Annotated in this window: 16 protein-coding genes; 2 read left to right on the top strand and 14 right to left on the bottom strand. The window is 48.0% G+C overall.

Annotation, left to right across the window (positions count from 1 at the left end):
- Nucleotides 1–6: 6 nt before the first annotated feature.
- The gene (locus tag LACSTY_RS01695) at nt 7–459 is read right to left on the bottom strand and encodes a PTS sugar transporter subunit IIA (RefSeq protein WP_087911466.1); all 453 of its coding nucleotides are present in this window, start codon (nt 457–459) and stop codon (nt 7–9) included.
- 67 nt (nt 460–526) lie between these two features.
- Here LACSTY_RS01695 and LACSTY_RS01690 point away from each other — a divergent pair, with 67 nt between their 5' ends.
- Entirely contained in the window at nt 527–1,420 is an 894-nt protein-coding gene (locus LACSTY_RS01690; protein WP_225425936.1) for a MurR/RpiR family transcriptional regulator, read from the top strand.
- A 120-nt stretch (nt 1,421–1,540) separates the two neighbouring features.
- On the opposite strand, the gene LACSTY_RS01685 is transcribed toward LACSTY_RS01690, so the two are convergent.
- The 11 genes from LACSTY_RS01685 to LACSTY_RS01635 all read right to left on the bottom strand — a co-directional run bounded on the left by LACSTY_RS01685 (nt 1,541) and on the right by LACSTY_RS01635 (nt 10,358).
- Entirely contained in the window at nt 1,541–3,067 is a 1,527-nt protein-coding gene (locus LACSTY_RS01685; protein ID WP_087911464.1) for a flavocytochrome c, read from the bottom strand.
- Between the two features lie 418 nt (nt 3,068–3,485).
- Nucleotides 3,486–3,710, bottom strand: coding sequence for a transcription elongation factor GreAB (locus tag LACSTY_RS01680; RefSeq protein WP_087913216.1), 225 nt, complete (start codon nt 3,708–3,710; stop codon nt 3,486–3,488).
- 206 nt (nt 3,711–3,916) lie between these two features.
- Nucleotides 3,917–4,183 carry a helix-turn-helix domain-containing protein gene (locus LACSTY_RS01675; protein ID WP_049170578.1) on the bottom strand — a complete coding sequence of 89 codons (267 nt, stop codon included), beginning with the start codon at nt 4,181–4,183 and terminating at the stop codon, nt 3,917–3,919.
- Nucleotides 4,173–4,529: a type II toxin-antitoxin system RelE/ParE family toxin gene (locus LACSTY_RS01670; RefSeq protein WP_049170576.1), complete on the bottom strand. Its 357-nt coding sequence runs from the start codon at nt 4,527–4,529 to the stop codon at nt 4,173–4,175. The genes LACSTY_RS01675 and LACSTY_RS01670 overlap by 11 nt, the downstream gene beginning before the upstream one ends.
- A 560-nt stretch (nt 4,530–5,089) precedes the next feature.
- Nucleotides 5,090–5,305 carry a hypothetical protein gene (locus LACSTY_RS01665; protein WP_010492819.1) on the bottom strand — a complete coding sequence of 72 codons (216 nt, stop codon included), beginning with the start codon at nt 5,303–5,305 and terminating at the stop codon, nt 5,090–5,092.
- A 12-nt stretch (nt 5,306–5,317) separates the two neighbouring features.
- Nucleotides 5,318–5,866 (bottom strand): hypothetical protein, encoded by a 549-nt coding sequence (locus LACSTY_RS01660; protein ID WP_410055331.1) that lies wholly within the window; start codon nt 5,864–5,866, stop codon nt 5,318–5,320.
- An 11-nt stretch (nt 5,867–5,877) separates the two neighbouring features.
- Complete coding sequence (locus tag LACSTY_RS01655) at nt 5,878–6,312, bottom strand: MarR family winged helix-turn-helix transcriptional regulator (RefSeq protein ID WP_087911462.1); 435 nt, start codon at nt 6,310–6,312, stop codon at nt 5,878–5,880.
- Entirely contained in the window at nt 6,293–7,675 is a 1,383-nt protein-coding gene (locus LACSTY_RS01650; RefSeq protein WP_087911461.1) for an MFS transporter, read from the bottom strand. Before LACSTY_RS01650 ends, LACSTY_RS01655 begins: the two co-directional genes overlap by 20 nt.
- Nucleotides 7,676–7,831: 156 nt before the next feature.
- Complete coding sequence (locus LACSTY_RS01645; protein WP_087911460.1) at nt 7,832–8,791, bottom strand: metal ABC transporter substrate-binding protein; 960 nt, start codon at nt 8,789–8,791, stop codon at nt 7,832–7,834.
- Entirely contained in the window at nt 8,788–9,633 is an 846-nt protein-coding gene (locus tag LACSTY_RS01640) for a metal ABC transporter permease (protein ID WP_087911459.1), read from the bottom strand. The genes LACSTY_RS01645 and LACSTY_RS01640 overlap by 4 nt, the downstream gene beginning before the upstream one ends.
- Nucleotides 9,633–10,358 (bottom strand): metal ABC transporter ATP-binding protein, encoded by a 726-nt coding sequence (locus tag LACSTY_RS01635; protein ID WP_162494876.1) that lies wholly within the window; start codon nt 10,356–10,358, stop codon nt 9,633–9,635. The genes LACSTY_RS01640 and LACSTY_RS01635 overlap by 1 nt, the downstream gene beginning before the upstream one ends.
- Before the next feature lie 399 nt (nt 10,359–10,757).
- Here LACSTY_RS01635 and pbp4 point away from each other — a divergent pair, with 399 nt between their 5' ends.
- Entirely contained in the window at nt 10,758–12,746 is a 1,989-nt protein-coding gene (gene pbp4 / locus LACSTY_RS01630; RefSeq protein ID WP_087911457.1) for a penicillin-binding protein PBP4(5), read from the top strand.
- A gap of 97 nt (nt 12,747–12,843) precedes the next feature.
- Here the strand turns inward: pbp4 and rbsK are convergent, their stop codons facing one another.
- Nucleotides 12,844–13,773 carry a ribokinase gene (gene rbsK, locus LACSTY_RS01625; RefSeq protein WP_087911456.1) on the bottom strand — a complete coding sequence of 310 codons (930 nt, stop codon included), beginning with the start codon at nt 13,771–13,773 and terminating at the stop codon, nt 12,844–12,846.
- A gap of 95 nt (nt 13,774–13,868) precedes the next feature.
- Nucleotides 13,869–14,828: a D-ribose ABC transporter substrate-binding protein gene (locus tag LACSTY_RS01620; protein WP_087911455.1), complete on the bottom strand. Its 960-nt coding sequence runs from the start codon at nt 14,826–14,828 to the stop codon at nt 13,869–13,871.
- Between the last annotated feature and the right edge of the window lie 49 nt (nt 14,829–14,877).

Genomic DNA, 14,877 nt, shown 5'->3' with positions numbered 1-14,877 from the left:
GCCCACTTACCCTTTCGATATTGCTTGAACAACATCTAGTGCATCTTTTTCCGTGCTCATCTTACGCAGCGCTTTGATATTGTCCGCATTCCCCAAAAAGCCAACGAGTTTTTGTAATAATTTCAAATGATCGGTACTATTGATAGAAGCCAACACAACCACAATATCAACTGGATCGTTTTCCTTACTGCCAAAGGTGACTGGTTCTGCCAATGTTGTAATTGCGTATCCCGTCTTGATAACACTCGCGTCTGGTTCAGCATGTCCGAGTGCCAGTCCCGGAGCGATCACAATATAAGGCCCGTACTTAATAACCGCTTTAATCATGTTTTCCACGTAGTCCGTGGTAATATTGCCTTGATCTATTAACGGTTTAGCGGCTTTTCGCAGCGCAGTCTGCCAAGAATCTGCATGAATCTTAATTTGAATGTCTTCGGCACTAAGCTTAAATTCAGCCACTTTATTTACCCCCTCACGCATGATATAGTGTTACACATATAACAAATTTTACGCGTAACGATTTTTCATGGTGATTGTAACCTCTTACATCAGCAAAAATCAAGCAATAAACTTCAAGGAGATTCTGATGGACACATTTGACAATCGAATTTCACAAATATACCCAACATTAGGGGAAGCCAGCCAACATGTAGCAGACTACTTCAGACATAACTATGCTGCAGTTGCGGGTTTTTCACTGAGAGATCTCTCAAAAAAAATCGGTGTGTCAACCGCAACCATCTCACGATTTGGCCGCCAACTCGGGTTTGCTTCGTTTGATCAGCTGAAGCTTGCTCTTCTCAAAGAAATCGACGCCCAAACTGAAGGTGATGTCACCTCTGATGACAATTCGCTTGCAAGTGCACGCAAGACCATCAACGCTAACATTTCCGCTCTTGAAGGCACGATGTCTTTTCTGACGCAGGAACAGATTGATCGAAGCGTTGACCTCTTGCTAAAAGCTAACAAGGTGGCCATTTTCGGGCTTGGAAGTTCCAATGTTTTGGCGCAGGCCGCTTACCATACCTTTTTGAGATTGCCGTTGAATCTCATTGTAGACGCCGACTACCATATGCAATTAATGGATGCCAATAAACTCACTAAATCTGATGTTGCCATCGTCATATCTCACACAGGAAATGACACGGACATTTTGGCTCTAGTAGATCTACTGACTGCTCACCACATTCCAACGATTGCAATTACCAGTTACGCCACTTCCCCACTAGCCAAACGTGTGAAGAATGTCTTTTTCTCCATTTCTGAAGACACGCGTTATCGCTCGGATGCCCTGATTTCAATGACCTCTCAGTTTGCCATTTTTGACGTGTTATTCACTGAACTTGTCCGGCGTTTGGGCAAGAAGAGCGACAAAACTATTTCTTTGGTGCACCAGGCCGTGGCACGTAAACACCGTTGAGCAAGATTCCAAAGACAGAAGCTTAAAATGCCAGCCTTAGCGAACAACCTTGCCAGGTGCTGGCATTTTCCCATCAAAAAAACGCCTCTCATCAAGAGAAGCGCCCTTAATCCATTCAAATCACTCCTGCGCCTTCACATAAGCCGCCGCCTGTGTCCCTGCTTGCCGACCAAAGATCACGATGTCAGCGACGGAATTACCGCCGATTCGGTTATTGCCGTGCAGGCCGCCGGTGACTTCGCCGGCTGCGTATAACGCTGGAATCGGTTGTTGTTGCTTGGTCAGTACCTCGGTTTTGGTGTTGATTTTCACGCCGCCCATGGTGTAGTGAATACCTGGCGCGATTTTGAAGGCGTAGTACGGGCCAGTGGTGAGGCCGTGATCCATCCCGGTCGTGCGCCCAAATTCAGCATCGTTCTTAGTGGTGACGGCCTTGTTCCAGGTAGCAACAGTCTTGGATAATGTTGCGGCTGGAACCTTCATTTTCTTGGCAAGTTCCGCCAGCGTTTTGCCTTCTACATCAAGCTTATCCTTAATATAGAAGTCAATGGCACTTGACCGCTGCCGCACACCTGAGTCGATCACAACCCATGCATATTTACCTTTTTGCTTGTTAATGGCAGCGGAGACCTTGTCGCGCGTGCTCATTTCGTTATAGAAACGTTTCCCGTTTTGGTTGACCAAAATGCCACCTTCACCACGGGTTGCTTCGCCAATCAGGATATGTTTGCTTTGGTTAACGGTTGGGTGAATCTGGATCTTGTTCATATCAATCGCGTAACCACCGACTTTTTCGATCATTTTAATGCCGTCGCCGGTTGCGCCGGCTTGATTGGTTGTGACGTAATTGGCGAGATCCGGACGGTATTTCTTGATCATTTGCTTGCTTGCGCCAAAACCGCCAGTCGTGACGATCACAGCCTTAGCCGCAATTTTCTTGGTTTTATCCTGGTTGATCTTCACGGTCACGCCGCTGATTTTCCCGTTCGTTTCATTTAGCTTGGTGACGTCGGTATTAACGAACAGTGGAATCTTCTCTTTCTTGACTTCTTTGACAAGTCCATCAACCAGATAACCACCCACCGCCGAACCATCATGCGGCCGATGGGTGCGTTTGACGGACATCCCACCGGAAATCGTCAGCTTGTCTAGCTTGATGCCAATAGAATCGAGCCAATCAATGGCACTAGCAGAGTTATCGACAAAATAGCGTAGCAGCGCCTTATCGTTAGTGCCACCCCCGCCTTTCAACGTTTCTTCATAAAAGAGATCGTTGCTATCCTTAACGCCTTGGGCAGCTTCAACTTTTGTCTGGCTAGCGTTCATGCCGCTCGAAGCCTTCAGCGTGTTGCCGCCAGCTACCGGCATCTTTTCAAAAATGACCGGATTCATGCCTTGCTGCTTGGCTTCAATCGCAGCCGTCATCCCCGCACCACCGGCACCGACGATCACAATGTCATACTTTCCCTTCATCATCTTGGGATCTGTATAAGTCTGTTGCGAAGCACCGCTTGTCACCTTAGTGCTAGTCGTCTTGCTCGATTTCGAGCTTGATGAACTGGATTTTGAACTCGCCGAACTGCTACAGCCAACCAAAATAACGCTCAACAGCACCAATATCCCCGTAATCTTAACCCACTTTTTCAAAAGAAGTCCTCCTCTTTGAATGCGCTTACTAATGTACGTGAATAGGTTAACAAAGCTGTGGGCTTTTCTCAACTTTTGGAAAAGTTGGGTTAGATATTGCAGATTGTGGTCGATGCGGTAAGTCATGCAGAGGTTTAGTGCTGACTACATTGGACCTTTTTTGCAAAAAAACGGCTTCCATTGTCAGGAAGCCGCCACCGTTACTGCCGCAGTAGTTATAGCGGTAGCCAAGTATGCTTACAAATACGCTGTAAGGCGTCTACGCATTCGAACGATCTATCAATATGCGGTTGACTAAGCCGCGGTGATCTTCGAATGACATTCAGTACTCTACCCTGATTAAACAATATCGTTAGACCTAGTTTTGGTCAACTAAAGCAAACGTAATTTTTTCGAAAAAATTTTTGATTTCGTCATACTACTCCACGTTGCGATAGCCAAAGTCTGGCCATTCTTCGGGAACATACATTGATCCCTTCTTTTTACCTACATATGGATCCTTAAGCTTAGGGATCAGTGTATAGCCAGGCTCACCATTATCTAATGGTACAAGAAGCCAAATTTGTTTCTCAGCGAACCCTTTGCCTTTTGGTAGAATTAATGCTAACGAATTATCAAGCTGAACAGTACGTGCTTCGAGCACAATGTCCATCTCCTTCCTTGTCAAAACTATTTTAATATGGTTAAAGCTCTAACAGACAATATTGTACGATGCGTTCGGTAACCATACACGGTTCTAGCAATGATCATGATGGATTCGTTTCTGCTTTTGACAAAAATCACCCATCCAGTGTGTTGATAGGGTGGGTGATCTGTCGAGTGCTAGCATTTGGTAGGATCTTGATTCTGTTAGCCAAATTTGACGATAAGCTTTTTACCCAGAGCATGGGCAAGAGACTGAAGCTTCTCAAATGAGACGTTATCTCCCCGCTCAATTTTTGCAATAGTCGCTTGTGTCGTGTCGGCTCTCTCAGCTAACTCGGCTTGAGTCAAACCAGCAGCCTCTCTTGCATGATAAAGTGCGACCGCAGTGGCAAGCTTTTCTCCCTCCGCTTCGTATGCCTTGTTGAACTCTGGGTTTTTACGTTTTTCCTTAATCATGTCATCAATTTTCATGAGCGTACCATTCCTTCCTCAGCTCTTCAGCATGTTTCTTTTCTGCTGCAGGAGTCTGGTTTGTCTTCTTAGTGAAGCCATGCGTAATAATGTAGCGATTATCTGTGACGTGAAAATAAAGGGCCCGTTGAATGTTGGATGCTACGTTGCTTCTAATTTCATACAAGTTTGAGCTAATTTTCTTAACCCATTTTAAACGCTGTGCGACAAGCATTCCGTTTTTTTCGGTTTCTTCAATCACTCGCAGAAGTTTTGCAGCATCTTTCTCTGGAAGTGCGTAAAGCCATTCCTTGAATTCATCGTGTCCATTGGGTCGTTTATAAGATTCGAATTTTGGATTATTCATCGTATTTAAATTATAGCGTATATTTCGTTTTCGTCAATCCATACGAATATTTATTTTGGGGAAATATGTACATTGAATACATACCACTAAGGCACTCCGCAATATTTGACGCTTAATCTATAAACCTTGTTTCACTACCCCAACTCGCTTATGATAACGACATACGAACCCAATCGCAGCGGTCGTGAAACGCAGCCATCACAACAGAAAGGCAAAACCAATGTCGCAGACAGAACTCAACAGCATCCAGGACACCATCAGCACGTTTGTCAATTCACCTATCCCAGACGCAACGTTGTACTTTACTGACATCGAAACGATCACGGCAACCTTGTAAACGTTTGGTACAACGATGTATATGCAAACGGGTCATTCTATTGCTGGCTGGACCGACCCAAAACAACTTTTGGCAGTCATCGCTGACCAGTTAAAACCGTATCAAAAAGATCGGGTTCAACGACAAGTCATGCCGTTAAACCCGATCTTCTCGCGTTTCTGTTGACTAACATTTCCCAAGGCATCAAGCTAACTTGATCATCTTAAGCCATCGTCACAACGCGCTACACCTCATCATCCAAACGCGTCAATCGCTCTTCCAACTTGGCAATTTCGCGTTCAACCTTTTTCAACCGCGCCATCACCTCTTCCAAAGTGAGGCCCTCCGAACTATACCCTTTGTAACGTGCACTGATATAGTCCTCTTCTTCCAGACGGCGAGCCTCTTCTTGCAAATCGCCCAATCGCCTGATCAGTGTGTCAAAATCCGGTTTAGCCATCCGCTCACCTCGTTACGCCAACGCATCCGGTGCTGACAACTGTGGCGCCTTGCCTTCTCTAGCCAAGACCCAGCTATCGTTGTTCCACATCTCCGTCGCGCGCCGATTGCGAAAATAATCCCACAACGACTCGCGTTCGACTTCGATCACTTGGTTGTCTGGTCCGATGGTAACCCAGTTGTAGGATCCGTTCCGGTGGGCAAACTTGATCCAATAGACCGGTGCCGAGACATGCACGCCATTGTCTTCATAATGCCGTTCTTGCCGCTCGGTGCGCATGTAACTCAAGCCGGCCGCGTAGTCGGGATCGAGTTGATTGAACAATGTGATGGCCTGCTCCAAGGCCTTATCGGCGGCTGGTAAATGCCCACCGTTTTTGAAGGCACTTGAGTTGAAGCTGATCAAGTGGCCTTTTTGGTCAGTGACCACTGTCAGATGTTTGTTGTTAGGTGTGATGTCCTCGGTGTTTTGGTACCGTTCCACCGTGACGTGCGCCTTATTGCGTTTGCGGACATCGGTTTCAACCACGTAAAAATCTTTGGGAATAGGCAGTAAGTTCATGAATTCGTTTCTCAAAGTTCCGACCCCTTTTCCGTTTTGTTCAGCACATCAAGCATCTGTTTAAAGGCGACCTTCTCGGCAGCATTCAATCCCGTTGTCAGCGTTGCTTCATAGTCAGTCACAATACGTCTGACCATGGGCACTAGCCGGCGACCTCTTGGCGTCAGGCTGATGACCCATGCCCGCTTGTCCTCATCGGAGCGGCGTTTGACCACGAACCCCAACGCGATCAGTTGCGCCAGTCTGCGCGTGACGTTGCTGGGATTGAGGTGAATCATTTTGAAAAGGGTCTCCTGGCTCATTTCATCTACGGTTCCCAGTTTCAAAATAAAATAGTAGTTACTGGCATTGAGCGTGGTGGGAGCCAGCGCTGCATCCAGATCATGCTGGATGGTCCGGGATAAAATATTGACCCTTGCGATTAATTCATCCGGTTCTTTTTGCATCTTTAACCTTCTTTCCCAAAATCATGGCTGCAATTAAAAATAGCCCAGCCGCAAGCAAGAAACTGACGCATTGTGCTGTGAGTAACGCCGGTGCTCCCGCATTAGCCGCAGTGACGTTGGGACGGATCAGACCGAGCGTTTGGTAAAAGACCAAGCCGGCAACTGCACTGCCAATACTCATCCCCAGCTGACGGGCTAACGAGGTGGCAGCACCGACCTGTCCCCGCATGCTTGCATCGACGCTTTGGATCAACACAACGCTATTCGGATTCGTGAACAAGGCCGTCCCTAATGCAAAGACAACGGACACGATGACAAACGGCCAGAGCACTTTTTGGTTGGGAACCAGTGCAAAGGCGGCGTTCGTGATAACGAGCAGCAGCAAGCCGACCACCATGAGCCGCCGTCGATCGCAGCGATCAGTGAGGAAGCCAGCAAGTGGATTGGCCACCAATGCGGTCAACGGCGTCAGCATCAGCAGATACCCTGACACGGCAACCGGCACGCGCAGGATCAGTTGCAGGTAAATCGGCGCAAGCAAGGTGAAAAAATACGCCGCAACATAATTCAAAAACGAAGCCGCCAGATTCCGTGAAAAGCGCTGGTTCCTGAACAGCCGCGTATCCAGCATCGCTTCCGACGCTTGCCGCTCATGCCGCCAAAACAGGTAGGTGCCACCGCCGATCAGCACTAGTAACCCAACTGTCAGTAGTGGAACACGATTTATTTGAAGCAGCAATAACAACCCACCAATGACAATGAGTTGCAGAAATCCACGGTGATCAGCCTTCCTTTTCCCTGAAGCTGCCGTCACTCTCGGGAAAACGGCCCATTCAATTAACAAACACAGCAAACCGATGGGTAAGTTCACCCAGAAAATGTAGCCCCAGGGCAACCTACTTAAGATTAAGCCGCCAAGACCCGGCCCGGCCAGTGCCCCTGCCGAAATAAAAATCGACTCGATCCCTAACGCACGCCCCAAAAGCGCAGGCGGGAAAACGTCGGCAACAATCGCATAACTCGTCGCCATCGTCATACTGGCTCCGACCGCCTGCACAACCCGAGCTGCCAAAACCAGCTGAAAGTGACTACCAAATCCGGCTAGACCGGAACCAATCAGAAAGAGATACGTGCCCCAAATGAACAGGCGCGATCGTCCATATTGATCAGCCAGTTGCCCGAAGAACAGCAGACAAACACTGATCGTTGTGAGATAAACCGTCAACAATAAGTTCACTTGGCTCGGACTTACCGCCAAATCTTTGGCAATGGTCGGCACGGCAACGACAACAATCGTCCCGTCAATGATGACCATAAAGAAGAACAAACCAAGGGTGATGAGAATCAGCCAGCGTTTAATCACGGCCTCACCTCCTGTTGTTATTATAGAGACATTTATTTGCTTGCGCAAGCAAATTTAAAAATATAACCATATTTTTTTGAACCCCCACTATAAAAACTCTGGCTCTTAACGCAAGAAAGCCCAACGAGATCGTTGTCTCATTGGGCTTTCTTAAACTTATTTTTCCAGTCCAGCCGCAATCTTTTCCAAATTCCATTTCATCATCCCATAGTAACTGTCACCGGTCTTACCTGGGGACGCAATGGAGTCAGTGAACAGCGTGGCGTAAATCGGAATCCCGGTATCCTTCGAGACGGTTTGCATCGGTTTCGGATTGACACTACTTTCAACGAACAGCGACGGCGTTTTCGTCTCCTTTAATTTGCGAACCAACGTCGAAATCTGTTCCGGCGTGCCTTCTTCTTCAGTGTTAATTTCCCAGATATAAGCGGATGGAATCTGATAGGCCTTGCTGAAATATTTGAAACAGCCTTCACTGGTGACGATCAACTTCTTCTCAGCCGGAATTTTGTCAAACTTGTTTTTAGCCGATTGGTGCAGCTTGTTCAGCTTGGCTTCATAGGTGGCCGCATTCCGCTTATAAAAAGCCGCGTTTTTCGGATCGACTTTTTCAAGTTTCTTCGCAATGTTACGGGTATAAATCATCCCGTTGGCAAGACTCAGCCAAGCGTGCGGATCCTGTTTCGAAGACTCGCCTTTACCTTGCAAGTGAATCACATCCACGCCATCACTCACCGCCACTGCCTTAGCCTTTGCTTTGCTGCCTTCGTTGTTCATCATTTTGGTAAACCACGCGCCGGGAGCATTTTCGAGATTGATCCCATTGTAAAAAATCGCATCCGCCTTCCCGGTCGCCGACACATCCGCAGGCAACGGATCATACTCATGGGGATCCTGGCCCACCGGAACGATCACGTGAATCTTGGCTTTATCCTTGGCCACGTTTTTAGCAATGTCGCCAATAATCGTATCCGTGGCAACGATCGAAATTTTTGACCCTGCCGGAGCCGCTTTGTCCGAACTTTTACTTTTGGAGCCGCAAGCCGTCAGCCCGATAAGTGCCGTCACAACGATCGCTGCTTGTACGAGGACTCTTTTACGGTTCTTATTTTTCATGATCTTCCTCCAATAGGTAGTTTGATTAAGTTCTGCTTTTTGGAAAATGGAAAACATACGATGAAAACAAATGTACCGAGAAGCACGATGCAGGAACCGACTGCGATGTTAAACGAGTAACCAATCACCAACCCGACAAAAGAAATCAGGCCGCCCAGCGCACCGGAAGCGATGACCATGGTGCGTAACCGATTGGCAAAAAGATAAATCGTTGCTGCCGGGGTGATCAATAAAGCCACAATCAAAATCGTGCCGACACTTTGCATCGATACAACGGCAACCAGCGTCAGCATCACCATCAACAGATAATGGTAGGCATTGGTATGAATTCCCATCGCCTGCGCCATCACCGGATCAAAGGATGTCAATCGAAGTCGGCGAAAGAATAGCACAACCAAAGTGATGACGACGATCGCAATCCCGATTGTCAAATACATGTCTTTGTCTTGAACGGCCAAAACGTTCCCAAACAAAATATGAAACAGATTGGTGGTTGTGTGAACCAGTGCGATCAGAATGACCCCTAGTGCTAAAAATGAGCTGAAAATAATGCCAATCGCGGTGTCGCTTTTGATCAAGCTGTGTTGGCGAATCAAGGTAATTAATATCGCAGCCGCAATGCCAAAAGTTGCGGCGCCTACTACTGTCGGCACACCGACCAAGAAAGAAACCGCGACGCCAGGAAGAACTGCATGTGAAATGGCATCGCCCATCAAGGACATCCCGCGTAAGATCACAAAGCTTCCGATCACTCCGGCAACAATGCCAACCGTGATGGACGTCAGCAGGGCATTCTGCAAAAAGTGAAACTCAGCTAGATCGTGCCAAAAAGTAAGTGTCATCACTGCCCTCCCCGATTGACATGCATCGGTAATCCATACGCCTGCTCAAGATTCGTGTCCGTAAAGGTTGTCGCAACCGGACCTGCCCCGATCATGTGGACATTCATCATCACGACACTGTCAAAGTATGAGCGAACGGTTTTTAAATCATGATGCACCATTAAAATGGTCTTTCCTTCCGCCCGTAACTTTCGCAGAACAATCATGATGGCCGACTCGCTGCGGTTATCAATGCCGGCAAACGGTTCATCCAAAATAATCAGGTCGGCTTCCTGAACCAGACACCTGGCAATCAAAACGCGCTGCAATTGACCACCCGATAACCGCCCGATTTGACGTTTGGCAAAATCCGTCATGCCCACCATTTCCAGTGCCTGCGCGATCGCTTTACCTTCGTTTTTTCCAGTGTAGCCGAACATATTGGCATGCGCCTGCAGACCCAGTGCCACACATTCGCGCACAGTGATGGGAAACGTCAGATCAATGTTACTTTTTTGCTGGACGTACGCGATCTTCCGGGCATGTTTCGCTAACGACTGTCCGTCCATCGCCGCATTGCCTTGATGCGGAATAAGATCCATCATCGCTTTGATTAATGTGGACTTACCCGCACCGTTTGGCCCAATAATGCCAACGATTTCACCTTCCTTCACCTCAAAACTAACATCTTCGACAACATTGAGATTCCGCTGATAGCTGACGGTGATGTGGTTGACTTTTAATATGGCGATCCCTCCTTATTCGTAATGGTTACGTACTAAAGTTAGGCTAACCTAAGTTTATAAATTCGTCAATACTTTATTTTGAAGATAGTTTTATAAAAATTGAGCAACTGGTGAAGCTGGAGATTCAAGCTGGGTAGATGAAAACATTCAACTCATTGAAAATTTTTCGAAAGGACTTACATGCCGATCATCATTAATTGTGAGAATTTCTATTGCCGTCAATGCCCGTCAATAGACAAGTCTTAGAGATAACATTCGTTTTCTCTAAGGCATTTTTTAGTTTTCCAAAGTTTCCTCTGCTCAGTTCGAAGCGTAGAATGACCTTGTTGGGATTTTAGGACATGCACAATGCGTTCACCGACGCAAGAGTCGGCGAACGCTCAGAATGGAGAATTAGAAATGAAAAAAACGACCCTCACCGTGATTGGCGGTGTCATTGCCGCCGTGGTCATTATCGGCGGCGGCTTTGGCTTTTATCACTGGTATCAAGCCAAGTCCGAAGCTGATGCGGTTCAGGCCACGGCCCAAGCGTATACGCAAGCATTTGCCAAGCGCCAATATACCAAGGCCGTCAAGCAAGTGGATACCAAGCACCTTTCCGGACCGGGCTGGGATTATACGCCTAAAACATTGGTTGCCCGCAATCAGGCCGTTTTCGATCGGGTTGGTGCCAGCAACATTATAATCAGCAAGGTGACCACCAAAAAGCAGAACAATAAGCTCTACGAAATGACATTTGATGCCACCATGAATACCAAAGTTGGCAAATTGAATACCCAGCATTATGACGCATACATCGCTAAAACCGGCAACAAATGGCTGATCCGCTGGGCGCCAAGACTGCTCTTTCCTTCAATGGATGGCAAGGACACGGTGCAACTTGATGTCACCGCAGCCACGCGTGGCCAGATTCTCGACCGCAACGACCAACCGCTCGCTAAGAATGGCGATGTGACGCAGGCTGGACTTGTTCCGGGTAAGTTGGGCAGTGGCGACGAACGCACGACCAATCTCGAGAAAATTGCCGCGGCGTGGAACGTGAAAGTTACCAGCCTCGAAACGTTACTCAAGCAATCCTGGGTCACCAATGACACGTTTGTCCCAGTTAAAATCGTCACCGACTCACCGACATTAACCGGTGCCGCCTACCAGACAATCGGTTCCCGCACTTATCCATTGGGCGAAGCCGCCGCGCAGTTGATCGGCTACGTCGGCACGGCAACTGCGGAAGATATCCGCAAAGATCCGACCTTGACTGCCAACAGCAAAATCGGCAAAACCGGTTTGGAACAACTTTACGACAAACAACTGCGCGGAACCGATGGCGGCACCATTTCGATTCAAAACGGCAGCAACGTTCACCCACTTTTAAGCAAAAAGGCGGTGAACGGCAAGAATCTGAAGTTGACGATTGATGCTGACCAGCAGAAAACGGCTTATAACCAACTCGCCGGCAAATCCGGCAGTGTGGTGACCATGAACCCGAAAAATGGCGAACTGCTGACGCTGGCCAGTGCGCCTAGTTACGACCCGAACGCATTCGTCAACGGGATCAGTCAGACGGATTACGATAAGTACGCCAACAATCAATCCTTACCATTCCTCAGCCGCTTCTCTCAGCGTTACGCTCCCGGTTCAACGTTCAAGATGCTGACAGCGGCCATTGCCTTACAAAACAAGACGATTACGCCAGACACAACCAAATCGATTTCCGGCCTCAAGTGGCAGAAGGACGCCTCTTGGGGTGACTACAAGGTGACGCGGACCGTCGATGCTTCGCCGGAGAATATGACCCAAGCCTTGGTCAACTCCGACAACATCTGGTTCGCCCAAGTCGCTTTGAAAATGGGCGCTTCAGCTTACCTCAAAGGACTCGAACCACTTTTCAAGACCCAGGCCGACTTACCACTGACGATGAAAAAAGCCCAGATCTCCAACTCCGGCAAGCTCGCTTCCGAGACACTTTTAGCCGATACGGCTTACGGTCAAGGACAACTACTCCTATCACCGATCGAACAGGCAGCCATGTACAGTGCGATCGCAAACGGCGGCACCATGCAGCAACCGACCCTCATCCAAGACACCAAAGGCAAACGTACCAGCGTCTTGCAGGCCAACGCGGCTAATACCGTAAAAACAGCATTAACCCATGTCGTTTCCGATCCAACCGGCACGGCGCATGATCTTGCCATCGACGGCCACACCATCGCCGCCAAGACCGGCACCGCCGAACTCAAGCAAAAGCAAGACACCGATGGCAAAGAAAATGGCTTCCTAGTTGCTATGGATGCTGACAAGAACAGCTATCTGACCGTCGCGCTGATTGAAGGTACCGGCAGCGGCGAAGTTGTGACTGCCATGAAACCATATGTTGCCAGTCTGTATTAATTTAATGGAAGTTCCATCCATTTAAAAATCGCGCTGATTTCTCAAAGCTATGAGAGATCAACGCGATTTTTTCATTTGATAATTTACCACGAATAAATTATTTAAGTTTATCTAACGCCGCCTTAACATCATCCCCGAGCGGAATCGACGGGAACGCCCCCAACTTCTGAACCGTAAACGAACTGGCCATGCTGGCATAGGTGGCGGCTTCGACAATATTTTTGAGATCGATCTGCAGGACGCTGGCCAAAGCGCCGATAAACGTGTCACCTGCCGCCGTGGTGTCAACAGCCTTCACCTTAAAGGCTGGCACAATGGTTGCTTGCCCATCAAGCGAAATGAACGACCCTTTCGAGCCCAATGTGATGATCACGCCGCGAATACCCAGTTCATGATAATACGCCGCCGAGGCCCGCATGCTGGCTTCGTCTGTCACCGGGATGCCTGTGATCAATTCACTTTCGGTTTCATTCGGTGTGATGAGATCCACATTTTTCAACAACGTTAGCGGTAAGTCTTTTTGCGCCGGCGCCGGATTTAAAATGGTCACCTTCCCGGCTGCTTTAGCGATCTTAAAGGCTTCCGTCGTTGCGTCTACCGGGGTCTCCAACTCGGCCACCACAAAATCGGCGGTTTGAATAAAGGTTGCCGCTTTTTGCACATCGTTTGGGGTCAGATCGAAATTAGCCCCATGCTGAATGATAATGGAATTTTGTCCGGACGCTTGCAGCAAAATATAAGCTTGTCCGGTTTGCTCGCCGCTAGTTGTGGTTACGTATTGCGTATCGATTTTATTTTTAACTAATTCACCACGCATAAAGGCCGCATTGGCATCGTCACCGACCCGACCGATGAAGCTGGTTTTGGCACCAGATCGCGCCGCCGCAACGGCTTGGTTAGCCCCTTTGCCGCCAGCCGCTTGCGAAAAGGCGTCCATTTCCATGGTTTCGCCAGGCTTTGGCAGCCGCTGAATGTGCAAAATAGCATCGACATTGATACTACCGATAACAACAACATGATTAGGCATCATATTTCCTCCAATATCCAATAAGTAAAAAGGACCGTGCACCGGCCCTTTTTTCGACTGCTAGCTCACGATTAGCTTCAAGCGTAACATGACGCTTACTTATTCGCATCTTCTGTCGTGACAAGTGAGAGTGGTGATTCAATGTTCTTCTTCACTGTCTTGCCATTGAAGTGGTCATAAGCGGCTTGTAACGCCAACCGACCCATTTCTTCCGGCTTCTGGGCAACAGTTGCCGCCATGTCACCGACTTTAACTGCCTTAATGCCATCCGCTTCGCCATCAAACCCGACAATGGTAATCTTCTTGCCAGCGGCCTTGACTGCTTGCACAGCGCCTAATGCCATTTCATCATTCTGCGAGAAAATACCGACGATATCGCCATTACCTTGCAAAATATTTTCTGTTACGGTCAGACCTTTAGCACGATCAAAACCGGCTGTTTGCTTGGAAACAATATCCAGCTGGCCTTTTGCTGCAGCGTCAAACCCTTTACCACGTTCACGGGTTGCTGAAGCTCCTGGAATCCCTTGTAATTCAGCAATCTTAGCGTTTTTACCTAGCTTATCGATCAAATACTTCGCCGCCATCTGCCCGCCTTTGACAGAGTTAGAAGCGACCAGTGTCAAAACTTTCCCGCCATCACTGGACCGGTCAACGGTGATCACCGGAATACCAGCATCATTGGCATCTTTAACGGCTGGGGTAATCGCACTTGAATCGACCGGGTTAATAATCAGGACATCAACTTTCTTTTGGATCATATCCTCAACGTTGTTATTCTGCTTAGCCGTATCGTTTTGAGCATCCGAAATCTGCACATTGGTTTTGTTCTTTTTGGCCAGATCCTGAATGCCGTTCTGGACAGAAACAAAGAATGGATTGGACAATGTTGAGAGTGACACACCGACTTTCAAATCTTTTGGTGCTTTTTTGGTTACTTTACTGCCACTATCAGAACTTGAGCCAAGACCGGTGTTGCCGCATGCCGTTAATGTGAAAATAGCTGCGGCAGCCACAACTGCTACCATCAAAAAGCGCTTGAACGAGTGTTTCATTTTCTTGTATCCTCCTAAATTTTGTTTTTCCCCAAGGACCTTGCATCCA

The sequence above is a fragment of the Lacticaseibacillus styriensis genome (genome assembly GCF_030770295.1).
In the GTDB taxonomy this organism is placed as follows: domain Bacteria; phylum Bacillota; class Bacilli; order Lactobacillales; family Lactobacillaceae; genus Lacticaseibacillus; species Lacticaseibacillus casei.
The sequence above is the reverse complement of the archived record's forward strand: the minus strand, read 5'-3'. Positions and strand labels throughout refer to the sequence as shown.

Bases quoted from the DNA above. Each gene is read 5' to 3' on its own strand.
- LACSTY_RS01690 (WP_225425936.1), top strand. From the start codon at position 527: ATGGTGATTGTAACCTCTTACATCAGCAAAAATCAAGCAATAAACTTC.
- LACSTY_RS01675 (WP_049170578.1), bottom strand. From the start codon at position 4,183: ATGAAAATTGATGACATGATTAAGGAAAAACGTAAAAACCCAGAGTTC.
- LACSTY_RS01670 (WP_049170576.1), bottom strand. From the start codon at position 4,529: ATGAATAATCCAAAATTCGAATCTTATAAACGACCCAATGGACACGAT.
- LACSTY_RS01665 (WP_010492819.1), bottom strand. From the start codon at position 5,305: ATGGCTAAACCGGATTTTGACACACTGATCAGGCGATTGGGCGATTTG.
- LACSTY_RS01660 (WP_410055331.1), bottom strand. From the start codon at position 5,866: ATGAACTTACTGCCTATTCCCAAAGATTTTTACGTGGTTGAAACCGAT.
- LACSTY_RS01655 (WP_087911462.1), bottom strand. From the start codon at position 6,312: ATGCAAAAAGAACCGGATGAATTAATCGCAAGGGTCAATATTTTATCC.
- LACSTY_RS01645 (WP_087911460.1), bottom strand. From the start codon at position 8,791: ATGAAAAATAAGAACCGTAAAAGAGTCCTCGTACAAGCAGCGATCGTT.
- LACSTY_RS01640 (WP_087911459.1), bottom strand. From the start codon at position 9,633: ATGACACTTACTTTTTGGCACGATCTAGCTGAGTTTCACTTTTTGCAG.
- pbp4 (WP_087911457.1), top strand. From the start codon at position 10,758: ATGAAAAAAACGACCCTCACCGTGATTGGCGGTGTCATTGCCGCCGTG.
- rbsK (WP_087911456.1), bottom strand. From the start codon at position 13,773: ATGCCTAATCATGTTGTTGTTATCGGTAGTATCAATGTCGATGCTATT.
- LACSTY_RS01620 (WP_087911455.1), bottom strand. From the start codon at position 14,828: ATGAAACACTCGTTCAAGCGCTTTTTGATGGTAGCAGTTGTGGCTGCC.